Origin of the sequence: Acinetobacter sp. ATCC 27244, assembly GCF_000156555.1 — a bacterium.
GTDB lineage: Bacteria > Pseudomonadota > Gammaproteobacteria > Pseudomonadales > Moraxellaceae > Acinetobacter > Acinetobacter haemolyticus.
The window spans coordinates 14,823-37,764 of the sequence record NZ_GG665961.1; the positions used below are offsets into that span (position 1 = coordinate 14,823).

Annotated in this window: 22 protein-coding genes and 1 pseudogene; 11 read left to right on the forward strand and 12 right to left on the reverse strand. The window is 41.1% G+C overall.

Annotated elements, in window-relative coordinates; genetic code table 11:
- Positions 1 to 86: 86 nt before the first annotated feature.
- From HMPREF0023_RS11770 to HMPREF0023_RS11785, 4 genes are read left to right on the forward strand one after another with little or no spacing between them, the layout of a single operon-like run.
- Entirely contained in the window at positions 87 to 932 is an 846-nt protein-coding gene (locus tag HMPREF0023_RS11770) for a methylated-DNA--[protein]-cysteine S-methyltransferase (protein ID WP_005092215.1), read from the forward strand.
- Positions 919 to 1,656, forward strand: a complete 738-nt coding sequence (locus HMPREF0023_RS11775) for a 2OG-Fe(II) oxygenase (protein ID WP_005092217.1) — start codon at positions 919 to 921, stop codon at positions 1,654 to 1,656. Before HMPREF0023_RS11770 ends, HMPREF0023_RS11775 begins: the two co-directional genes overlap by 14 nt.
- Before the next feature lie 4 nt (positions 1,657 to 1,660).
- Positions 1,661 to 1,906 (forward strand): Ada metal-binding domain-containing protein, encoded by a 246-nt coding sequence (locus tag HMPREF0023_RS11780; RefSeq protein WP_005092219.1) that lies wholly within the window; start codon positions 1,661 to 1,663, stop codon positions 1,904 to 1,906.
- Positions 1,893 to 2,501 (forward strand): alpha-ketoglutarate-dependent dioxygenase AlkB family protein, encoded by a 609-nt coding sequence (locus tag HMPREF0023_RS11785; protein ID WP_005085472.1) that lies wholly within the window; start codon positions 1,893 to 1,895, stop codon positions 2,499 to 2,501. The genes HMPREF0023_RS11780 and HMPREF0023_RS11785 overlap by 14 nt, the downstream gene beginning before the upstream one ends.
- Before the next feature lie 55 nt (positions 2,502 to 2,556).
- Here the strand turns inward: HMPREF0023_RS11785 and secB are convergent, their stop codons facing one another.
- The 4 genes from secB to rsgA all read right to left on the reverse strand — a co-directional run bounded on the left by secB (position 2,557) and on the right by rsgA (position 4,886).
- Complete coding sequence (secB, locus tag HMPREF0023_RS11790; RefSeq protein ID WP_005085470.1) at positions 2,557 to 3,015, reverse strand: protein-export chaperone SecB; 459 nt, start codon at positions 3,013 to 3,015, stop codon at positions 2,557 to 2,559.
- A 27-nt stretch (positions 3,016 to 3,042) separates the two neighbouring features.
- A complete protein-coding gene (gene grxC / locus HMPREF0023_RS11795) occupies positions 3,043 to 3,303 on the reverse strand; it encodes a glutaredoxin 3 (protein ID WP_004637875.1) in 261 nt (86 codons plus the stop codon).
- A gap of 11 nt (positions 3,304 to 3,314) precedes the next feature.
- Positions 3,315 to 3,731: a rhodanese-like domain-containing protein gene (locus HMPREF0023_RS11800; RefSeq protein WP_004637876.1), complete on the reverse strand. Its 417-nt coding sequence runs from the start codon at positions 3,729 to 3,731 to the stop codon at positions 3,315 to 3,317.
- A 96-nt stretch (positions 3,732 to 3,827) separates the two neighbouring features.
- Positions 3,828 to 4,886 (reverse strand): ribosome small subunit-dependent GTPase A, encoded by a 1,059-nt coding sequence (gene rsgA / locus HMPREF0023_RS11805; RefSeq protein ID WP_004637877.1) that lies wholly within the window; start codon positions 4,884 to 4,886, stop codon positions 3,828 to 3,830.
- A 124-nt stretch (positions 4,887 to 5,010) separates the two neighbouring features.
- Here rsgA and orn point away from each other — a divergent pair, with 124 nt between their 5' ends.
- The 3 genes from orn to HMPREF0023_RS11820 all read left to right on the forward strand — a co-directional run bounded on the left by orn (position 5,011) and on the right by HMPREF0023_RS11820 (position 7,395).
- Positions 5,011 to 5,571 (forward strand): oligoribonuclease, encoded by a 561-nt coding sequence (gene orn, locus HMPREF0023_RS11810; RefSeq protein ID WP_005092221.1) that lies wholly within the window; start codon positions 5,011 to 5,013, stop codon positions 5,569 to 5,571.
- Between the two features lie 161 nt (positions 5,572 to 5,732).
- Complete coding sequence (locus HMPREF0023_RS11815; RefSeq protein ID WP_004637879.1) at positions 5,733 to 6,461, forward strand: Bax inhibitor-1/YccA family membrane protein; 729 nt, start codon at positions 5,733 to 5,735, stop codon at positions 6,459 to 6,461.
- A 130-nt stretch (positions 6,462 to 6,591) separates the two neighbouring features.
- On the forward strand, positions 6,592 to 7,395 hold the full coding sequence (locus HMPREF0023_RS11820) for an enoyl-ACP reductase FabI (protein ID WP_034437536.1): 804 nt from the start codon (positions 6,592 to 6,594) through the stop codon (positions 7,393 to 7,395).
- Positions 7,396 to 7,541: 146 nt separating this feature from the next.
- On the opposite strand, the gene HMPREF0023_RS11825 is transcribed toward HMPREF0023_RS11820, so the two are convergent.
- The gene (locus tag HMPREF0023_RS11825; RefSeq protein WP_005092225.1) at positions 7,542 to 8,411 is read right to left on the reverse strand and encodes a restriction endonuclease; all 870 of its coding nucleotides are present in this window, start codon (positions 8,409 to 8,411) and stop codon (positions 7,542 to 7,544) included.
- 373 nt (positions 8,412 to 8,784) lie between these two features.
- On the opposite strand from HMPREF0023_RS11825, the pseudogene HMPREF0023_RS11830 reads away from it, so the two are divergent.
- Positions 8,785 to 9,209, forward strand: a pseudogene (locus HMPREF0023_RS11830) (hypothetical protein).
- A gap of 10 nt (positions 9,210 to 9,219) precedes the next feature.
- On the opposite strand, the gene HMPREF0023_RS11835 reads toward HMPREF0023_RS11830, so the two are convergent.
- The 7 genes from HMPREF0023_RS11835 to HMPREF0023_RS11865 form a co-directional block, all read right to left on the reverse strand.
- On the reverse strand, positions 9,220 to 10,608 hold the full coding sequence (locus tag HMPREF0023_RS11835; protein ID WP_005092228.1) for an efflux transporter outer membrane subunit: 1,389 nt from the start codon (positions 10,606 to 10,608) through the stop codon (positions 9,220 to 9,222).
- An 11-nt stretch (positions 10,609 to 10,619) separates the two neighbouring features.
- Positions 10,620 to 12,611, reverse strand: coding sequence for a MacB family efflux pump subunit (locus HMPREF0023_RS11840; RefSeq protein WP_005092230.1), 1,992 nt, complete (start codon positions 12,609 to 12,611; stop codon positions 10,620 to 10,622).
- Position 12,612: 1 nt separating this feature from the next.
- Entirely contained in the window at positions 12,613 to 13,932 is a 1,320-nt protein-coding gene (locus HMPREF0023_RS11845; RefSeq protein ID WP_005092232.1) for a MacA family efflux pump subunit, read from the reverse strand.
- Between the two features lie 107 nt (positions 13,933 to 14,039).
- Positions 14,040 to 15,035, reverse strand: coding sequence for a DNA polymerase III subunit delta (gene holA, locus HMPREF0023_RS11850; protein WP_004637887.1), 996 nt, complete (start codon positions 15,033 to 15,035; stop codon positions 14,040 to 14,042).
- A gap of 9 nt (positions 15,036 to 15,044) precedes the next feature.
- Positions 15,045 to 15,554 (reverse strand): LPS assembly lipoprotein LptE, encoded by a 510-nt coding sequence (gene lptE / locus HMPREF0023_RS11855; protein ID WP_005085445.1) that lies wholly within the window; start codon positions 15,552 to 15,554, stop codon positions 15,045 to 15,047.
- A gap of 207 nt (positions 15,555 to 15,761) precedes the next feature.
- Positions 15,762 to 18,386: a leucine--tRNA ligase gene (leuS, locus tag HMPREF0023_RS11860; RefSeq protein ID WP_008942201.1), complete on the reverse strand. Its 2,625-nt coding sequence runs from the start codon at positions 18,384 to 18,386 to the stop codon at positions 15,762 to 15,764.
- 143 nt (positions 18,387 to 18,529) lie between these two features.
- On the reverse strand, positions 18,530 to 18,880 hold the full coding sequence (locus tag HMPREF0023_RS11865) for a DUF4124 domain-containing protein (protein WP_008942202.1): 351 nt from the start codon (positions 18,878 to 18,880) through the stop codon (positions 18,530 to 18,532).
- Between the two features lie 507 nt (positions 18,881 to 19,387).
- Here HMPREF0023_RS11865 and HMPREF0023_RS11870 point away from each other — a divergent pair.
- The 3 genes from HMPREF0023_RS11870 to ilvC all read left to right on the forward strand — a co-directional run bounded on the left by HMPREF0023_RS11870 (position 19,388) and on the right by ilvC (position 22,725).
- Positions 19,388 to 21,112 carry an acetolactate synthase 3 large subunit gene (locus tag HMPREF0023_RS11870; protein ID WP_005085438.1) on the forward strand — a complete coding sequence of 575 codons (1,725 nt, stop codon included), beginning with the start codon at positions 19,388 to 19,390 and terminating at the stop codon, positions 21,110 to 21,112.
- On the forward strand, positions 21,112 to 21,603 hold the full coding sequence (gene ilvN / locus HMPREF0023_RS11875; protein ID WP_004637892.1) for an acetolactate synthase small subunit: 492 nt from the start codon (positions 21,112 to 21,114) through the stop codon (positions 21,601 to 21,603). The genes HMPREF0023_RS11870 and ilvN overlap by 1 nt, the downstream gene beginning before the upstream one ends.
- Before the next feature lie 105 nt (positions 21,604 to 21,708).
- The gene (gene ilvC, locus HMPREF0023_RS11880; RefSeq protein ID WP_004637893.1) at positions 21,709 to 22,725 is read left to right on the forward strand and encodes a ketol-acid reductoisomerase; all 1,017 of its coding nucleotides are present in this window, start codon (positions 21,709 to 21,711) and stop codon (positions 22,723 to 22,725) included.
- Positions 22,726 to 22,942 lie beyond the last annotated feature (217 nt).

Below are 22,942 nucleotides of genomic sequence, written 5' to 3' on the forward strand. Positions count from 1 at the left end.
TTTAAAGCTAAGACTGAGCATGATTCAGATTTTCACTGAAAGACAAAGTTGCTACAGTGAAAACATGAATGATGAGAGGTGATGATATGTCCTCACAACAACGTAATTATGAGCGCATTGCTCAAGCGATTCAGTATATCCAGCAGAACTTTCAGCAACAGCCACAACTGGATGAGGTGGCCGCACATATTCACTTAAGCCCTGCTCATTTTCAGCGGTTATTTACGGATTGGGTCGGCACCAGTCCTAAGAAGTTTTTACAGTATATTAGTGTTGAATATGCCAAACAGATTTTGAAGCAGGAGCAGGGTAGTGTTTTTGATGCGACCTTTGCCACAGGATTGTCCAGTACCAGCCGCTTGCATGATTTATTTGTTCAGATAGAAGGCATGACTCCGGCCGAATATAAACATGGTGGTCAGAGTCTGACGATCCAATATCAATTCGCAGAGACTTTGTTTGGTGAAGTACTGATTGCATCGACGCATAAAGGGATTTGTGCATTAAGTTTTGTCGATGATCGTGCTGAGGCCTTAGCGCAGTTAAAGCTGCAATTTCCTCAAGCTGTCTTTATTGAGCAGATTGATGCTTTTCAACAGAGTGCTTTAGCTTTGTTTCAAAAAGACCAGCAGCAATTGGCTGAGATTAAACTGCACTTGAAAGGAACTGATTTTCAACTCAAGGTTTGGCAAAGTCTGCTTAAAATTCCGATGGGACAACTTGCGACTTATGGTGAGCTTGCAAAAGTGATTAATCATCCTAAAGCAGCCCGTGCGGTAGGATCGGCGATCGGCAGTAATCCTGTGGCATTTTTAATCCCATGCCATCGGGTAATTCAGTCAAGTGGTCTCTTTGGTGGTTATGAATGGGGCAATGTCCGTAAAACGGCGATCATCGGTTGGGAAGGTGTTCAAACACATGCAGCAATCTGAACTGACACAGATCCAAGCCGTGATAGATAAGATTCAAGCGCTGAATTGGGATGTTATCACTGAGCAAATACATCAACAGGGATTTGCCTTGATTAAGCAGATTTTATCGACTGAGCAATGTGAGCTGCTCAAACAGCTATATTCGCAACCTGATCTGTATCGTAAATCAGTTGAGATGCAACGCTATCGCTTTGGTTTGGGGGAATATAAATATTTTACTTATCCTTTACCGAATCTGATTGAACGGATACGCCGTGAAGTTTATCCCCATCTGGTGCCGATAGCCAATGCATGGTTTAGGGTATTGAAATTAGAGCGCTCATTTCCATCCTCACATGCAGAATTTTTACAGCAATGTCATCAACATGGGCAAACACTAGCAACACCACTGATTTTGAAATATGGACAAGGTGGTTTTAATACACTTCATCAGGATTTATATGGTGAGGTTTATTTTCCTTTACAGCTGGTGATTGTATTGAGCCAGCCAAATGTGGATTTTACGGGAGGTGAATTGGTCTTCACTCAACAAATTCCTCGAGCTCAATCCAAGGTGTTGGTGATGCAGCCAGAACAAGGCGATATATTGATTTTTACGACACAGTTTAAACCTGAAAAAGGCAGTCAGGGCTATTATCGGGTCAATATCAAGCATGGCGTGAGCCCGATTCTACAAGGGGAACGTTATAGCCTCGGTATTATTTTCCATGATGCGATGAGTTAGTCTGATGTGGTGGCATAGTGAATTAGAGCAAACTGAGCTACATCTAAAATTAAAACAGCAGGAAATTCGGTTTGCAGGCAATGCTCAGCTTAAAATTTATGGCAGATTGACCTGTACTTCAGGGAAGCGCATGCTAAAAAGTAATCGGGTGTTTTTTGCTGATGAGCATGAAGCAAGGGGACAAGGTTATCGCCCTTGTGGACATTGTATGAAGCTGGCCTATAAGAAGTGGAAAGATGCAACTATTTGATATTGAAGCTGATCCAGAGCAGAATTATTTACCTTATGATGGTACGGTACAGTACTATGGCAAAGTGGTACAAACAGCGGCGGCAGATCATTATTTTGAGGCATTGCTACATACAATTGCTTGGGAAAATGATCAAGCACTGATTTTTGGCAAACTATTCACCACCAAACGTAAAGTGGCTTGGTATGGTGATCGGCGGTTTGAATATACCTATTCCAACATGAATAAATATGCGTTGCCGTGGACAGTTGAACTCATCGAGCTCAAAGCACTGGTTGAAACGTTAACAGGCGAAACATTCAACTCTTGTCTACTCAATCTTTACCATTCCGGTGAGGAGGGAATGGCATGGCATAGTGATGGTGAAACAGATCTGAAAAAAAATGGTGCGATTGCCTCATTAAGTTTTGGGGCAGAACGAAAATTCGCGTTTAAACATAAACAGAGTAAAGAAAAAGTAGAACTATATTTAGAGCATGGTAGTTTATTGGTCATGAAAGATGTGACACAAACGCATTGGCTACATCGTTTACCGCCCACTAAAAAAGTCAGTACTGCAAGGATAAACCTGACTTTTAGAACTATTGTGGGGTGAATATAAAAAGGGACTGAAAAAATCAGTCCCTTTTTATAAGTAAGCTTAATTTTGATTAAGCTTGACCTTCCGCATCAGCATTTGCTTGTAGGCGTTGCATGTTTGCTTCAAATTCAGCATCAAAGTTAATTGGTGTAAGAAGCAATTGTGGGAAGCTACCTTTTGTTACTAAATCATTTACTGCTTCACGTAAGAACGGGAACAGAATGTTTGGGCAATAAGCGCCAAGAATGTATGGAAGACGATCTTCTTCTACACCATCAATCAAGAAAATACCTGATTGAGTTACATCAACGATGAACGCAGTTTCATTTTCGTTGTTCGCTTGAACCACAACTTTCAAAGACACTTCATAATGTGTTGGATCAATTTTCTCTGCTGCAGAAGATAAATTGATATTAAGTTCAGGTTGCCATTGTTTAGTAAATACTTGTGCACCTGGAACTTCAAATGAAATATCTTTTGTGTAGATACGTTCTAACGCGAGTTGTGGTTGAACTTGTTCTTCGCTCATTGTTTTTCCTTAAATTTTGGAGTGTAGTTAAGCCAATAATGAATCGAGTTTACCTTCACGCTCTAAAGCATAAAGTTGGTCGAAACCGCCAATAAACTGGTCTTTGATAAAAATTTGTGGCACGGTACGATGATTAGTACGTTGCATTAACTCAATACGAACTTCCGGCGCTTCATTGGAAAGATTAATTTCTTTATAAGCAACACCCTTACGTTCCAGCAATTGTTTCGCACGGACACAATATGGACAAGAAAGTGTTGAATAGATCGTGACGTTTGGAGTTGTCATCTGTTCTCTCCTTAAGCTTTGGTTTTACTTTTCACTAATGGCAAGCCTTGTGCTTTCCAGTTACTAATTCCGCCGTCTAAGCGGTAACTGTCTGCATGACCCACTTTTTGCAAAGCGGTGCCTGCAACTTGCCCTAAGTTACAAATAAAGACCAATGGACGGTCACTGGCTTTTAATTCATCGATGTGACTGGTGATTTGGCTGTAAGAAATGTTACGGCTACCACTAATGTGACCTTCACGGAAATCTTTCGCATCACGAAGATCGATCAGCATGGCATTTTTTGCTTTAACCAAAATACCTAAAGATTGTGGTGAAATTTTACGACCATTGCGTTGTCCTTCTAAAACAAAGAACAAAATGATTAACACCCCAAGTGTGCCAAACAAGAAGGGGTGATTCCCCATAAACTCAAACCAACGTTCCACAAGTCACCTAAAGTTAGAAATCAAAAATTGCCACTGAGTATAACTTATCTCAATGGTGATCAAAAACCTTAGTTCAAGGGCAAGTTTTAATTAATGTTAATTTTTTTGTTGAGCTTCTTGGATTTCATCGCTCAGTCGCAAATAACTGTCTAAACGACGAGGCAAAATCTCTCCAGCTTCAACCGCTTGTTTCAACGCGCAATTCTTCTCATGGGTATGGGTACAGTTGCGAAATTGGCAAAGCCCTAAGTGTGCTTCGATTTCTGGGAAGCCTGTACGTACTTTTTCCAAACTCAAATGCCAGAGTCCAAATTCACGGATTCCCGGAGAATCAATCAATGCACCATTTGTTCCAAATTTAATCAAACGGGTTGAGGTGGTGGTATGTTGACCCAATGCCGAGTTTTCTGAGATGACATTGGTTTTCTGTGCAGCGTCCGGAACAATAGTATTAATCAGTGAGCTTTTACCTACCCCTGATTGCCCTACAAAAGCAACCGTCTCATTGTCCAGCCGCGCAGCAAGCGCAGACAAATCACCTTGTGATTGGCAAATCAAACTTTCATAACCCAAAGCTTCATATTCGCTGAGCAAGGTCAGAATGGGATCATTTTCTGTGAGCAGATCAGATTTATTCAACACCAATAACGCTGGAATATTGGCATCTGCACACGCGACCAAATAGCGATCAATTAATGTCGGTGCAGGTTCAGGTAAGGGTGCAAATACAATCACGATCAGACTGATATTGGCAGCTACGGGTTTGACCTTATGATAACGATCTGGACGCGTGAGTAAGGATTGTCGAGGGTATATCGCCGTGATAATCCCAAGTCCTGTATTTGGATCTGCTTGCCATTTGACACGGTCACCCGTCACTAACAACTCTAAGTTGGTACGGGTATGGCAACGCCAAATGCTATCTAATTCAATCGGTTTCCAAAACGGTTCTGGCTCACCGTCTGCAACCAGCGGTTTTTCGGGATGTTGTGCAGGTACAGACAAAGCTTGTACTTCGAGTTGACGACCATAATGCTGAACCACCAGTCCATCTAAATCTTGCGATGTATCAATGTCATCTTGACGAGACTTATGTTGTTTCTCAATACGACGCTGTTGCTGTTCAGTTAATCGACGCTTACGAATTAAAGCCATTCATATCCCAAAAAATCCACACTTTCAAGACCGCAAAAATAGCACGAAGCCGCTATAGAATTACAGCCAAGATGTAATTAATTTGCTACTATTGATGTTTTTAAGCACATTAGAATCGCCATCCATGAGCAGCACCCCTGATACACGATTAATTTGGATCGACCTCGAAATGACAGGTCTTGATACCGATAACGACAAGATTATTGAAATTGCGACAATTATTACAGATGACAATCTTAATATCTTAGCTGAGGGTCCTGTTTTAGCCGTACACCAGTCTGATGTGATTTTAAATGCAATGGACGAGTGGAATACCAAACAGCATGGTCAATCTGGTCTGATTGAACGTGTGCGTCGCAGTAAATTGACTGCACAAGATGCGGAACAGCAAACATTGGAATTCCTAAAAAAGTGGGTCAATCCAAAATCATCGCCGATGTGTGGTAACTCGATTTGCCAAGACCGTCGTTTCTTACATCGTTTAATGCCTGAATTAGAGCAATTTTTCCATTATCGAAACTTGGATGTATCTTCAGTGAAAGAGTTAGCTAAGCGCTGGAGACCTGAAATTATGAGTGGCTTAAAGAAAAATGCGTCACATTTGGCGATGGATGACATCCGAGATTCAATTGCAGAGTTAAAATATTACCGTGAATATTTCTTTATTATGAATAGTAATAAGTAATCACGGTGTTCATGATCTTCTTAAAACGAACAGATCATTATTATTGAGGAAAGGAGCTTATTTAGGCTCCTTTTTTATCGAGTGTAAAAAAATATTGGGCTAAACTGCAAAATCGCTTACACTCACATTTTCATTTCGTTAACTATAAAAAGAGAGCAGACATGCAAAGCGATAATCCTATTTTAACCCGTGTTGAAACCTATAGTAATGTAGCCGAGCCCATGACCATCCAAGGGGCAATTCAAAAGTCTGTGCTATTAACCGTGATTGCAGCGGCATTAGGCATTGCATTATTTTTATATTGTGCGATGACTGCTAATTTTTCAATTGCTTATGCAGCGACCATTGTCGGTATTATTGGTAGTCTTGCACTGGGTTTAATTACTACGTTTAAACCAAATACAGCCCCAGCTCTGGCAATTCCTTTTGCTTTATTTGAGGGTGCATTTTTAGGTGGGGTGTCTTTCATTTTCCAAGTGAAATTTCCTGGTGTGCCATTACAAGCTTTATTGGCAACGTTTGTGACTACTTTGGTTCTATTTGCTTTGTATAAATTCCAAGTGATTCGCGCCACAGAAAAGTTTAAGGCAGTTGTCATTTCAGCTTCGATTGCGATTGCATTGGTGTTTGTCGTACAGATTTTTTTAAGTTTTGCACTTGGTTCGACCATTCCTTATATCTTTGAAAGCAATTGGTTAGGGATCGGTTTTGCTGCTTTTGTTGCGGTAATTGCATCTTTAAATCTTATTTTAGATTTTGATTTGATTGAAAATGCTGCTGCTCAAAATGCACCTAAAAACTTTGAGTGGGTATGTAGTATCGCGTTATTGGCAACTTTGGTTTGGATGTATTATTCATTTATGCGCTTATTGAGCTTAATTCAGAAGTAAGCATAGATTCGAGTTGTTTTATCGATTTCAGCGTGTTTTTTTGTAGGATTGAGAAAAAAGATGCATTATGCAATTCCGAAAAACACGGAATATTGGCATCATGGGTGAAAATTTTTCGAGTGAGAATAAGATGTCACAAGGACTTTTAGCTGGTAAACGTTTTTTAATTGCTGGGATTGCCAGCAAATTATCAATTGCTTACGGTATTGCAGCCGCTTTACATCGTGAAGGTGCGGAGTTAGCGTTTACTTATCCAAATGAAAAGTTAAAGAAACGTGTTGATGATTTTGCAGCACAATTTGGCTCAAACTTGGTTTTTCCTTGTGATGTTGCAGTAGATGAAGAAATTGATAATGCCTTTGTCGAACTTGCAAAACATTGGGATGGTTTAGATGGTGTGGTGCATTCAATTGGTTTCGCACCAGCACATACGCTTGATGGTGATTTTACAGACGTGACAGACCGTGACGGTTTCAAAATCGCGCATGACATCAGTGTTTATAGTTTTGTTGCGATGGCTCGTGCAGCGAAGCCTTTATTACAAGCGCGCCAAGGTTGTTTATTGACTTTGACTTATCAAGGTTCTGAGCGTGTGATGCCAAACTACAACGTGATGGGTATGGCAAAAGCATCTTTAGAAGCAGGTGTTCGTTATTTAGCTTCTAGCTTGGGTGCAGATGGTATTCGTGTAAATGCGATTTCTGCTGGCCCAATCCGTACTTTGGCCGCATCTGGTATCAAATCATTCCGTAAAATGTTGGATGCCAATGAAAAGATTGCTCCACTAAAACGCAATGTGACGATTGAAGAAGTGGGCAATGCAGCATTGTTCCTTTGCTCACCATGGGCTTCAGGTATTACTGGTGAAATTATGTATGTTGATGGTGGCTTTAATACTGTAGGTATGAGCCAGTCGATGATGGATGATGAATAATTAGATTACTCTAAATTATTTAATAAAGCCGCTTTTATAGCGGCTTTGCTTTAAGTGGTTAAGGGAATTCTAAAAATTATAATGATTAAGCTAAGGGCGAGCTTTAGCCCATCCCAGCTAGCGATTTGAGCGCATTTTTATACCTATTAAGCAGGAGAATTGAGAGCTTTGTTTCGCTTAATTCGCTCGTGAATAAAGCTCGCAATTACGGAAGCTCCAATACCTAAAATAAAGCCAAAGAAGTAATCTAGAGGTTTAATCCACCATGGAGGACTTGAGGCTCCAATTGCAGCTCTAATTGCAGCTTGCTGATCATCTGTCAGCTGCTTTAGTTCTTGGGATTTTTCATACTCTCTCTTGATGGTTTCAGACTCACGCTGTGTTTTTTGCATATCTGATTTTATTTCCGTTAGATGTTTTTCAAGACTCTTTATACTCTCAAGGGCGTTCGCTACGTTTTCTATGCGGGTATCTAAATTTTTATCTTCGTCTAAAAAATTAGTAATTAGACTTGAAGTTGAAGCTATTAGAGTAAGGATGATTGATATAATGCCGAAAGCAAGGTTTTTAATTTCTGATCTCTTTGACTTTATTATGTCTGCACGGGCTTTGGAGTTACTTGTTTTTGTTAGGGCTTCAAATGTTACGCCTTGGTATATCTTTACTAAGGTGTATCCTGAACTGAGAAGAAGTTTCTTTAAAAGCTCTTGTTCTTCTTCGTTTAGTTTTGCTGAAGTTATAAGTATAAAACCATCAAAACCTGATTTGATGCGCTCTGCAGTTTCGGCGATTCTATACAGGTCTTGCTTTGAGAGTTTTCTTCTGTGCTTGGCTTCAATTGCAATTTTGCAAGGTTTTTCTGCGTCTTTCAGCGTGGCGCTGAAGTCATAACCAGAGTCGATTTTTCCAGATGTAAGGTTTTCTAGCGAAGTTAGGTCTTTTTGCTCTTGAAGAAAGTTGAACGCTAATTCTTCAAATTTTTCTACAGATATGTCGTAGATATCTATTTTGATCATATTTAATAGGCGCTGTATTGGTTCTTGATTTAGGTATAACTACATTTACACTGCAAAGTTGTCGCATAAAAAAATTAAAATGCTATATAACCAATTTTGTACCTATCGAGGGTAATTCTAATTTAATAAGCATATAAAACAGCAATATTTACGTCAACACAAAAGCTATGAACAACATCACTTTATAAGCTTTATTCGTATATTAAATTCAACAATATGCGATCCATTGAAAATATATCAATAAGTATAATTATCTATTTGTCATCCTATCCCTTATATGATAATTAATGCTGGTTTTTTGTTTAATCGAAAATTTTTAAATAGAGTTTCGATAAATATATTATTTTAACATTTCGGGGAAGGTCATCATAACGTGAAGAAAATTATCATTGTATTCGGTTTAGCGACGCTACTATCACTACAAGGTTGTGCAGCGGTTATGGCAAGTAACCAACCGCATAAAAAGAACTTGACCGTTTTAGAAGTCGGAAAACATCGTAATAACGTGATTTCTGAATTGGGTGCGCCAGTCACCTCAGAAACCATAAATGGCGCACGTAAAGAGATTTATACCTTTCAACAAGGATATTCAAAAGCGGCAAGAATCAGCCGTACACTGTGGCACACGACTGCGGATATCGCCACGATTGGTCTATGGGAAATTATTGGTTCACCAACTGAGATCTACTTTAATGGGCAAAACTCTCATATGAGGTTGTATTTGATGCCCAAGATAAAGTGAAATCTTCTCAGTTGATTCATACCAATACTGAAGACCAAGCAGAATTAAAACAATAGTCTATATAGACTATTGTTTGATCGGGCTTCCACCCAATGCCTGCATTAAGGTCACATAGGCATTGTACTGATTCTGTTTGGTTTCAACCAAACTGAGTCGTGCGTTACGGGTGGTCGCTTGAGCATCGAGTAAATTCTTCAAAGCGATCGCACCATTACGATAACGAACCTCTGTTAATCGCTCTGTTTTATCCGCTAGCTCTAAATTGCGCTGTTGCAATTGCACCTGTTGATCCAGCTGAGTTCGATTGGATAAAGCATTCTCTACATCTGCAAAAGCCTGATATAGCGTCTGGCGATATTGAACAATTGCTTTTTCATATTCTAGATCGCTGATCGCAAGATCTTTCTTCATATCATTATATTGCAGAAAGGGAAGGCTTAAACTTGCACCCAAAGTTAAGGCCGGATTTTGCAAGAGTTGCGTTAACGAGGTGCTCGATGCGCCCAAATTACCTGTCAAATTAATCGAAGGGTAATAACTGGCTTTGGTGGCATCTTTATTGGCAAGGGTTTTGCGTAAGCGCAGTTCAGATGCTTGTAAATCAGGGCGACGAGATAAAATTTCGGCTGGCAATCCAACAGCAATATTAGGCAATGCACTTTGAGGTAATTGCGCTGGCTCTTGAATATTCAGTTGTTGCACAGGTTGATGAAGCAGTACCGCAATGGCAGTGCGTGCTTCAACGCGTTGTTGTTCGATCTGGCTTAAACTGGCTTTTTGGCTTTGTACCGATTGTTCCGCTTGGGTAAGGTCTAAACCCGAAACCGCGCCTGCTCGGTATTGAGATTGAACCAATTCATATATTTTTTGCGTAGAAGCCAAATTTTGTTGGATGGTGTTGTAACGCTCGTTTAAATAACCCAGTTGCCAGTAGAGTTTGGCTGTGGTGGCAACTAAGCTTTGTGCTGTTGCTTGGAGGTCTTGTTCGCTTGCAAGAGCTTCCCAACGACTTGCCTCAGTTTGATTGGCAAGTTTTCCAAATAAATCTAACTCATAACTCACGCCAACACTGGTTGATAAACCGCGATCATTGCCATCACCTGAGCGGAGATCATAGTTGTGACCTGTAGAAACACTAGAGCTGGTACGTAGTCCTTGTCTATTTTCTGCCAATCCTGCTTGTAAGCGGGCTTGTTTTAAGGTGATGCCCGCAACGATAAGATCACTGTTTTTAGCTAAAACCTGATCAACCAGTTGGTTGAGCTGGGCATCATTAAATAATGTCCACCATTGATCAGTCAGTTTTACATTTTGTTCCTTTTGTGCATCGTACTGAAACTGTTGTGGTACTTGGACTGTTGGTGCGTTATACGGTGTTTTGACCACAGCAGAACAGCCAGCTAAGGAACCTGTGAGTGCTAGGGCAAGTCCTAATTTATTAAATTGAAAAGACATACTCAAATTCCTTATTCTCTTGCTAAAGCAGCAACTGGATCGAGTTGTGCTGCGTTTCGTGCTGGTAAGAAACCAAAAACGATACCAATTAAACTTGAGCATACAAAGGCAGCAACAATTGAAGTGGTTGAGTAACTCATTTCAATCACGCCTTTGGCAAAATGCCCGATGATTTGACCAATGCCTAAAGAGAGCAGGACACCAAGAACACCGCCTAACAGACAGACCAAGATCGCTTCGATCAAAAACTGCTGCAAAATATCGCTTTGTCTTGCGCCGACCGCCATACGTACCCCAATTTCTTGGGTTCGTTCAGTCACCGAAACCAGCATAATATTCATCACACCAATGCCACCCACGACCAGAGAAATGACGGCAATCGCTGAGATCAATAAAGTCATCGTGGCTGTGGTTTGCTGAATGGTTTCACGAATACTGTCTGAGTTTTGAGTAAAGACATCTTGTGCGCCGTGACGTTGTTCAAGCAAAGTCAGAATGGCATTTTCAGCCGCTGTACTTGGATATTCATCTTTGATACGCACGATGATGCTACGAACATTGGACTGTCCCAACATACGGCTCATCACAGTCGAGTAGGGGAGATAGACATTTAAACTGTCGGAACTCCCCATAAAGCCTTTCTCAGCCTCAATGACACCAATAATTCGGCTTGGAACACTTCCCAATAGAATGACTTGACCTACAGGATTGGTACCATCAGCAAAAAAAGTCTTTTCTGTATTGGCATCAATCACCACATCCTGTGCACGTTGGGTGACACCTGCTTTGTCAAAAGGCTGTCCCGATTTGAAGGTCATGCCACGAACATAGAAAAAGTCTTCACTCACACCGTTTACGGTTGCGGAAGCTTCGGTATCTTTAAAACGTAACGTTACACTAGTGTTTGCAGATGGACTTACCCCATCGACATAAGGCTGTTCAGCTAATGCGTCAGCATCCGCAGGAACCAAGGTTTTGACTTGGGAGGCCCTTGATGTATCACCAAACCCCCGACCTTGATAGACCGTGATGGTGTTGGTTCCGAGACTGCTGATATTTTCTAAAATTTGTTTTTGCGAACCATTTCCGAGCGCCACAACAGAGACGACAGATGCGATCCCGATGATAATCCCAAGCATGGTTAAAAAGGTTCGCATGCGATGGGCATTCATTGCAAGCAGTGCCATGCGAAAAGCTTCACCGAGACGATCAAAGAAAGAACGCCAAGCAGAAGTTTTCTTTTGTGGTTCTCGTTGCAACGGTTGATGTTCAAGGTATGGATCAGTATTTTCAGGCGTATTGGCGCGATCCGAAATAATATTACCATCACTGATTTCGATAATACGCGTTGCATTTTTGGCAACATTTAGATCATGGGTCACCAAGATAATGGTATGACCTTTGGCATTGAGTTCACGCAAAATTCGCATGACTTCAATACCACTATTTTTGTCCAACGCACCCGTCGGTTCATCTGCCAAAATAACATCACCACCATTCATCAAAGCACGTGCAATCGATACACGTTGCTGTTGACCGCCTGAAAGTTGGCTTGGGCGATGATGTAAACGTTCTCCTAATCCGAGTTCAGACAATAACTCTGCGGAACGTTCTTGGCGTAAATGATTGTCTACACCTGCATAGATTGCAGGAACTTCGACATTGCCCGATGCACTCAGATCACCCAATAAATGATAACGCTGGAAAATAAATCCAAAATATTCACGGCGTAATTGCGCGAGTTCATCAGGTTCAAGTAGCCGTGTTTCACGACCATTGACCAAATAACTTCCCTCAGTTGGTTTATCTAAACAACCGAGGATATTCATTAGGGTTGATTTGCCCGATCCTGATTGACCGACGATCGCAACCAACTCACCTGCATAAATCTTTAAATTGATGCCTTTGAGAATTTGGACCGTAGTTTCCCCCGCTGGAAATTCACGGGTCAGGTTACTGACTTCGAGCAGTGGTTTGGTCGAATGAATTTGATCTTGAGTCATATTACATTCTCATCGCACGCTGGCTACTGCGTTTGGCTGCGTCATTTGAGCTATCTGAACCATCAGCAATGATTACTTGATCACCTTGTTTAAGACCTTTGATGACTTCAACTGTGACACGGTTATTTAAGCCCACCAATACTGGTTGTGCTCTGGCAGAACCATCTGCTTGGATGACACGTACACTTGCGATACTGGCTTTTCCGTCAGCGACCAGTTGACGCTGTTCTGGACTTAGCTCAAGGCGGTTATTCGGACGTTGCTCGGTTTCATCATTTGATGCAGGCGCAGCACGATCTTTACGAGCAGGGCGTTTGCTACTTTGAACTGCTGCCGCAGGAATCGTTAGTACATTTTTAGCTTCAGCTAGGACAATGTAAACCTGTGCTGTCATGTCGATTCGTAATTTGCCATCTTCATTTGGTACATCAAATAGTGCATTGTAGTAAACAGCAGAATTTGATGAGGATGAAGAGCTATTGCTTGAGGTTTCAGTATTGATTGAATTGGGTGCAGGCTCAACTTGACGCAACTTTGCATAGTGTTTCTTTTCACTGTTGCCCAGCGTTGTGAAATAAACAGTTTGGCCTTTCTCCACTTTCATCACGTCTGCTTCAGAAATTTGCGCCTTGACGGTCATGTTATCTAGCGTTGCGAGTTTGACAATGGTCGGTGCAGTTTGGTTCGCATTTACCGTTTGACCTTCTTCAGTCACAATCGCCACAATCGTCCCATCCATCGGTGCAACAATACTGGTATAGCCTAAATCTTCTTTAGCTGTTGCAAGGGTTAGACGTGATTGTTCGATTTGGGCATTGATTGCTGCGATTTGAGCTTGTGCTGTTTTATAACTTGCTAGTGCCGATTCTAGCTCAGCACGAGAGGTGGCATCTTGGCTGAACATGGTTTGTTGACGCTTATATTCGGCTTCAACCTTGGCGAGATTGGCTTGTTGTACGGCCAGTTGAGCTTGTTGATTTTTAATATTGGCTTCCGCTGTTTTTAGCTCATTCTCTTGGCGTACTGAGTCAATTTGTGCGATGAGTTGCCCTTGTTTGACTTGGTCGCCAAGTTGCACATACATTTTTTTGACCTGACCAGAAACCTGTGCACCCACGCTGACCATTTTCGTGGCCTCTAAAATTCCTGTTGCCAAAACTGAATTTTCGATATCACCACGTCCTACTTCAGCCGTGATGTATTGTGGGGTTTCTGTTTTAGGCTTTAACATGAGCCAGCTTAATAAAGCAATCACGATAATACAGACCACAATGATGATTGTTTTTACAGGTTTCATCTTTTTAGAAATCATTTTTGGCATGGGACGAGTGCAAAGTTAAAAATTTTATTTAGTATAAAAGTGAAATAAGGATAAAGCGTGAATATTTTTAACCTAAAATGAGAATTATTCTCTATTTAATTTTTTGTTTAGATCGATGGGGTAAATAATGTGCGTCCACAGAGTTCACTGATGGCTTGCAGCATTAAATGCTCTGAGTTCTCTTGAGACATTCCTTTAATTGCAGCATCAATACGCAATAATAAATCAGACCACGTTAAAAACTGTCTTGGATTTAATCGACGCAATGCTTGTTGATACTGTGAAACTTTGGTTTTCCAAATTCCTAGTTGGATAGCATTATGTGGTTGTTCAAATAACTGCATTAGCAAACGCATTTCTTTACTTAGCGTCCAGAGAATAAGGCTGTCGGGTTCACCTGCGGCGATCAGATATTGATAGATTTTGACCGACTGAGCTAGATTACCTAGCAATAGAGCATCACTTAAATCATAAGTGGTGTAGCGCGATTGATCTTGTAAACACGCATAAAGCTGTTCGATTTGAATCTGCTGAATGTCAGGAAAAGTATCTGCAACACGCATCAAACTATTTTTTGCGGCTAGCAAATTATGCTCGTGGTGCTGCATCAACCATTGCCATGCATCATTGTTGAGTTGAATGCCAAGCTTTTCTGCTTCAATGGTTAGAATGCGTTGACGGTCTTGAGGATAATTTGCAGTGAGAGGAACAACGACGCCATTTGCTTCGACCACTTGGAAAAAAGCAGATTTTAAACTGCTACTGTCCTGCTTTGGTAACACAATCAACAACAAGTTATGTTCATTATGTTGAATATAACTTTTGAGCTGTTTGATGCCGTTGGCATCAGGTTTAACATTGCCATGTACTTCGATGGCAAGTTGCTGCGAAAATAAAGATAAACTATTTAGCGCATTAAAAACATTTTTCCAGTCATTGGCGCTGCTGATGTCGTAACGTTGACGTTCAACTTCTTGCTCTTGCCAGCTTTTGCGAAACGCATCCAGTAGATTCTGTTCAAGCAAAGGCTCTTGCCCATGCATAATCCATGCACCACGAGCTTCTGCAACACGTTTTAAAGCCTGAACATAATCGAGTTTCATAAATCAGAATTAAGATTGAGCTTTAGGAAGGCGGTTCGCTGCAATTTGACGTGTCACTTGCTGTGCGACATCATCAATCACAATACGATTAAGATATGCTTCTTGCTGATTATCGGTGTTTACCGTTGCTACATCGTATTGGTAGGTACGTGAAGCCGTTAAAGTACGAGGTTCAGTAATTTTGTTACCCTCACGATCTTCAATCTGAAAAGTTACCGTTAAACGAAGAAGAACTTCAGTTAATTTACCGTTAAGAAGTTGGCGGCGAGGGGTATAATCCAGTACACGGAGCACATAAGCATCATTTGAGTTGCTGAGCTGGATACCTGTTGCCGTTAAATAAATACTTAAACGATTTTCAAGCTCATCGGTGTAGTCGGGCAAGACTAAAGTCAACTTGTTGTAAACCAGTGGTGTTGCCGCTGGATTGTTGCCTTTTAAATGGAAGCCACAGCCGACTAAGCCTGCACTTAGACCTAAAGTTAAAACAATCGCAGCGAAACGTTGAGCTATATGCATGCTTTGTCCTTATGATCTTCCATCAAATACGGAAGATGTAATCTTGATAAATTGACCATATTTTAGAATCAAAGCCCGTTGAATAACAGCGGGCTTTGATGCGGTTTTGTTTCGATAAAGTTCCTACTCTCTTTAGGAGAAGGTTGGATGAGGAAAATAACCTCTCCCTAATCCTCTCCTGAGAGGAGAGGGAACATAACTAAGAAATTAAACCACCAAATTCACAAGTTTATTTGGTACAACAATTTCTTTCTTGGTCGGACCCGTCAAGAATTGTTGAACTTCTGGTAGCGCTTTAGCCAAAGCCAATAAATCATCTTTTGAAATATCGACAGCGACATCTAATTTACCGCGGAGTTTACCATTCACCTGTACAACGATCGTTTGTGTATTACGTGTCAATGCAGATGCATCTACTTGAGGGAATTCAACCGTAGTTAAGTCCATTCCAAACTGAGTCAATAATGTTTGACTCAAGTGTGGTGCAAATGGTGCAAGTAAAATCAATAACGTAGTGATTGCTTCGCGTGCTACAGCAGCATCATTATCATCTTTTGCTTCAAACTTGTTAGTTGCATTGAGTAACTCCATCAACGCTGCAATCGCTGTATTGAACGCATGACGACGTTCGATGTCATCACCCACTTTTTGGATGGTTTCATGCGTTTTACGACGTAAATCTTGTGCGTCTTTCGACAAGTTCGCAGTATCGATGACAGTTGTTTGATTGCCCGTTTCCAAGAATCCAGCAGCTAAACGCCATACGCGTTTTAAGAAACGGTTAGCACCTTCCACACCTGCATCAGACCATTCTAAAGATTGGTCTGGTGGCGCAGCAAACATCATGAAGACACGTGCCGTATCTGCACCGTATTGGTCAATAATTGCTTGTGGGTCGATCCCGTTGTTTTTCGACTTCGACATTTTTTCCTGTCCGCCGATCACAACTTCTTGACCATCACCTGAGTATTTCGCAGAAAGGATACGACCTTTCTCATCACGTTCTAATTCGATGTCCGCAGGGTTAAACCAAGTCTTCTTACCATTCTCAGCTTCACGATAGAAAGTATCTGCAAGCACCATGCCTTGAGTAAGCAAATTCGTAAATGGTTCGTTACCTTGTACTACACCTTCGTCACGCATTAATTTGTGGAAGAAGCGTGCATAAAGTAAATGCAAAATGGCATGTTCTACACCACCGATGTATTGGTTGACTGGAAGCCAGTTTTGAGCAGCTTCTGGTTTAACCATTCCACCAGTAAAGTCTGGAGATGCATAGCGAGCATAGTACCAAGATGATTCTACAAAGGTATCCAACGTATCTGTTTCACGACGCGCATCGCCGCCGCAGTTAGGACACTTAGTCTCATAAAACTCAGGCATTTTATTCAGTGGGTTACCAGAACCATCTGGCACCACATCTGTTGGCAATACCACTGGCAATTGATCTTCTGGTACTGGCACCTGACCACAGGTGTTACAGTTAATCATTGGAATTGGACAACCCCAGTAACGTTGACGAGATACACCCCAGTCACGTAAACGGAATTGAACCTTAGCATTTGCTAAACCTTGTGGTTCTAATTTTGCGAGGAAAGCATCATAAGCAGCTTGGAAATCTAAACCGTCAAATTCGCCAGAATTAACCAATTTACCTTCTTTAGAGCCGTACCATTCCTGCCATTCAGTCGCTGAGTATTCAGCATCATCAGCACCTTTGGCATCAATCACTTGTTTGATTGGTAAGTTGAATTTATTGGCAAATTCGAAGTCACGCTCGTCATGTGCTGGTACGGCCATCACCGCACCAGAACCATATGACATCAATACATAGTTTGCGATCCAAACTGGTAGGTCTGCACCTGTCACTGGATGCTTAACAAATAAGCCGGTTGCCATGCCTTTCTTTTCGGCAGTGGCTAAATCAGCCTCAGCAACCGATCCCATGCGACATTCTTCAATGAATGCAGCCAATTCAGGATTATTCTCAGCAGCCTTCAACGCCATTGGATGTTCAGCCGCAACCGCAACATAGGTCGCACCCATTAAGGTATCACCGCGAGTGGTATAAACCGTTAATCCGTCGGCATAAATTTCGGTGTTGCTCGATGGGAAGGTAATTTCCATACCCGTAGAGCGACCAATCCAGTTACGTTGCATGGTTAACACTTGTTGCGGCCAACCATCTTTTAATGTATCTAAATCGTCTAATAATTCTTGTGCATAGTCGGTGATGCGGAAGTAGTACATTGGAATATCACGTTTTTCCACCAATGCACCAGAACGCCAACCACGACCATTTTCAACTTGTTCATTGGCTAAAACGGTTTGGTCTACAGGATCCCAGTTTACAGTTGAAAGCTTACGATAGATCAAGCCTTTCTTATAAAGCTGAACAAATAACCATTGTTCCCAGTGATAGTATTCTGGTGTACAGGTCGCAAATTCGCGATCCCAATCGACAGATAAACCCAATTTTTTTAATTGGTCACGCATATATGCGATATTTTCAAATGTCCATTTTGCTGGTGCAACTTGATGAGCGATCGCGGCATTTTCAGCTGGTAAACCAAATGCATCCCAGCCCATTGGTTGTAATACCGTTTCACCTTTTAAACGATAAAAACGGCTGATCACGTCACCAATGGTGTAGTTACGCACATGCCCCATATGCAGTTTGCCACTTGGATAAGGGAACATCGACAGGATATAGCGATGTTTGCCCTCTACAGTGTCTGCAACTTTAAAAACTTTGCGATTGTCCCAGTCTTGTTGAACTTGAGGCTCAATGGCACTTGCTTGATATTCGGAGTCAATGTGAGAAGTCGTCATAGGGATATGCGATACAACAAAAAAGTAAAGTTAAGATTGCTGCACAGCATAGCGCAAAATCAGGTGAAATGTCAGTTTTTAGCAGTGTTTTTATTGGATATAAGTGAGGAGAATGTCTTGGACACTCTCCGTAAACTTTTGAGTTATCGATCTGCCAGCGCTTCTGCTATTTGTATATTTTGAGGTTGGTATGTTTCATCTCTAGGCGTACTTTCTTCTTGAGGATGATTTGTTGTCGATGTGGTGGTGTGTTGAGGTGATTTTTGCTGATTTTGTGAAGATGCATTGGCACTGCTTTGACTGTTATTTGAACCATAGGTTGAAATTTTATCTAAGCGTTTTGCTCCTTTAGGTGGTGGAGTAGTGGTGTAATGGGTCGAACCATTCGCATCGATCCATTTATAATATTGTTGAGCATATATTTGGCCAGAACAGAACATGAATAAACTGGTTAAGGTTATGGATATGATTGTTTTTAAACGAGATGATTGCATTGTCATTTTCCCCAAGATCATTTGATCTGATCAGTTGTTTAATATTCAAAATAAATACTTTAACTGGAATTTATAAATACCAAAAGTACAATAATTGAAATAAAACTCATTTGAATATGCTGTTATTTTTATAATTGCACTGTTTAAAAAAACAGCAGCCAAAAAATATTATATAAAATCTGTTCCTTTAATCTTGACTTTGTGCAGGAAAGCAACAAAAATGCTTGCTTTAGTTTTATATGTGTTTATTTGATCACCCTTCGAATAAATAACATGGCTTGCAATGGACATTCTTTCTAGCCGAGAGGATGATTTTTTGAAATATGTTTATCCCAACATGTTTTGATTCGAGATGTAATAACAGCTTATACGGCTGATGAGTCAGAAAATTTTTCCTATTGCAGCAAAAACGAGTAGAATATGCACACTTATAAAAAGTGCATAAATTAATGAATGAAACACAGTTTATGTCTTCCATAAATTGTGCAAACACTAGGGTGAATCACGTTGGAACTTTTATCTGGTGGTGAAATGCTCGTTCGCGCCCTTGCGGACGAAGGCGTAGAGCATGTTTTTGGTTATCCAGGCGGCGCAGTTTTACATATCTATGACGCGCTATTTCAACAAGACAAAATCAATCATTACCTCGTACGTCATGAACAAGCAGCAGGTCACATGGCTGATGCTTACTCGCGCGTAACAGGCAAGACGGGTGTTGTACTAGTGACTTCTGGTCCAGGTGCAACCAATACAGTCACACCAATTGCAACTGCTTATATGGACTCAATCCCAATGGTGATTTTGTCTGGTCAGGTTGCGAGTCATTTAATTGGTGAGGATGCATTCCAAGAAACTGATATGGTGGGTATTTCTCGCCCAATCGTAAAACACAGTTTCCAAGTACGTCACGCTAGCGAAATTCCTGCAATTATTAAGAAAGCATTTTATATCGCGTCTTCTGGCCGCCCAGGTCCAGTTGTAGTTGATATTCCAAAAGATGCGACTAATCCAGCAGAAAAATTTGCTTATGAATACCCAGAAAAAGTGAAAATGCGCTCTTATCAGCCACCTTCACGCGGTCATTCAGGTCAAATTCGTAAAGCAATCGATGAATTGATTTCAGCGAAGCGCCCAATCATTTATACGGGTGGTGGTGTTGTTCAAGGCAATGCTTCAGGTCTATTGACTGAGCTTGCACACCTATTGGGTTATCCTGTAACCAATACCTTGATGGGATTAGGTGCATTCCCAGGTAATGATCCACAGTTCGTGGGTATGTTAGGGATGCATGGTACATATGAAGCCAACATGGCGATGCACAATGCGGATGTGATTTTAGCGATCGGCGCGCGTTTTGATGACCGTGTAACCAATAATCCTGCAAAATTCTGTACCAATGCAAAAGTCATTCATATCGATGTTGATCCTGCAACGATTTCGAAGACAATTATGGCACACATCCCAATCGTGGGTGCTGTAGAGCCAGTTCTTCAAGAAATGCTGGTGCAATTGAAACAAATGAACGTATCTAAGCCAAACCCTGAAGCGATTGCGGCATGGTGGTCTCAAATTAATGAGTGGCGTAAAGTTCATGGTTTGCGTTATGAAGAAGGTCAAAATGGTGTAATGAAACCTCAGCAAGTGGTTGAGGCATTAGATCGTGTGACCAATGGTGAAGCAATCATCACTTCTGACGTAGGTCAACACCAAATGTTTGGTGCCAACTACTATAAATATAAGCGTCCACGTCAATGGATTAACTCTGGTGGTCTTGGAACGATGGGCGTGGGTTTACCTTATGCCATGGCTGCAAAGCTTGCATTCCCTGACCAACAAGTGGTTTGTATCACTGGTGAAGCATCAATTCAGATGTGTATCCAAGAATTATCAACATGTAAGCAATATGGCTTAAATGTGAAAATTCTATGCTTAAACAACCAAGCTTTGGGTATGGTTAAGCAGTGGCAAGATATGAACTATGAAGGACGTCATTCAAGTTCTTATGTGGATTCATTACCTGACTTTGCCAAGCTCATGGAAGCTTATGGTCATGTGGGTATCCAGATTAACCATGCAGATGAGTTGGAATCTAAGCTTGCTGAAGCGATGGCGATCAATGACAAATGTGTATTCATTAATGTCATGGTTGATCGTACAGAGCATGTTTACCCAATGTTAGTTGCGGGTCAATCGATGAAGGATATGTGGTTAGGTAAAGGGGAGCGTACATAATGAGACATATTATTTCTGTACTCGTTGAAAACGAGGCTGGTGCGCTTTCTCGTCTTGTTGGTTTGTTTAGTCAACGTGGCTATAACATTGAAACGTTAAACGTTGCACCAACAGAAGATGAAACCTTATCTCGTCTGACGTTAACCACCTATGGTGATGATCATAAAATTGAGCAAATCACCAAACAACTCAACAAATTAGTTGAAGTTGTAAAAGTGGTTGATTTGTCAGAAGGTGCGCACATCGAGCGTGAATTGATGTTAATCAAAGTGAAAGCTTTGGGTGCGGCACGTGCTGAAATTAAGCGTACTGCTGATATCTTCCGTGCTCAAATCGTGGATGTAACACCGACCACTTACACAATTCAAATCGCGGGTACAACGGACAAGATTGATGGTTTTATTGACGCATTGGCTGAAAATACCATCCTAGAGGTTGTACGTTCAGGTGTTTCAGGCATCGCGCGTGGCGAAAAAGTTCTAACAATTTAGTATATATTTCTCCCAATTTTGGTTGAAGCAATGCCAAAATTGGGAGCGACCAAATCTGTCCTTGTATAACAAGGGAAATGACAAAAATTTTAGCGGAGAAAACAGATGCAAATTTTTTACGATAAAGACTGTGACTTATCAATCATCCAAGGCAAAAAAGTTGCCATCATTGGTTATGGTTCACAAGGTCACGCTCATGCGCTTAACTTGAAAGACTCTGGTGTGGACGTAACTGTAGGTTTACGTGCTGGTTCAGCATCTTGGAAAAAAGCTGAAAACTCAGGTCTTAAAGTATCTGAAGTGCCTGCAGCTGTTGCTCAAGCTGATTTAGTCATGATTTTGACTCCAGATGAGTTCCAATCTCAACTTTATCGTGATGTGATTGAGCCAAATATCAAAGAAGGTGCAACTTTAGCATTTGCACACGGTTTCTCTGTTCTTTATAACCAAGTTGTTCCACGTAAAGATTTAGACGTGATTATGGTTGCTCCAAAAGCACCTGGCCATACTGTACGTTCAGAATTCCAACGTGGTTCAGGTGTTCCTGATCTTATCGCGATTCACCAAGATGCTTCTGGTAATGCACGTAATGTTGCACTTTCTTACGCTTCTGGCGTAGGTGGTGGCCGTACAGGTATCATCGAAACTTCTTTCCGTGAAGAAACTGAAACTGACTTATTCGGTGAGCAAGCAGTTCTTTGTGGCGGTGCGGTTGAGTTGGTTAAAATGGGCTTCGAAACTTTGGTTGAAGCTGGTTATTCACCAGAAATGGCTTACTTCGAATGCTTACATGAACTTAAATTGATCGTTGACTTGATGTTCGAAGGCGGTATCGCTGACATGAACTATTCAGTATCAAACAATGCTGAATACGGTGAATACGTAACTGGCGTTGAAGTAATCAATGAACAGTCTCGTGAAGCAATGCGTAATGCATTAAAACGTATTCAGTCTGGTGAATATGCGAAGATGTTCATCCAAGAGGGTGCATTGAACTATCCATCTATGACTGCTCGTCGTCGTCAAAATGCAGCACACGGTATCGAAGTGACTGGCGCTAAATTACGTGCGATGATGCCTTGGATTCAAGCGAATAAAATCGTTGATAAAGAGAAAAACTAATTTCTCGAATCAATTGATTTGAATGCGAAGACCCACTCTATTTGAGTGGGTTTTTTATGTTTATTGTTACGTGCCTCAAAAAGATGAAAGCAGTGCTTTCATCTTTTTTCGTACCTTGGATTCAAGCAAACAAGATTGTTGATAAAGAGAAAAAACTAATTCTTAGTCTCTGAATTAGTTAAAAAATCCTTGTTGAAATAACAAGGTTTTTTTGTTT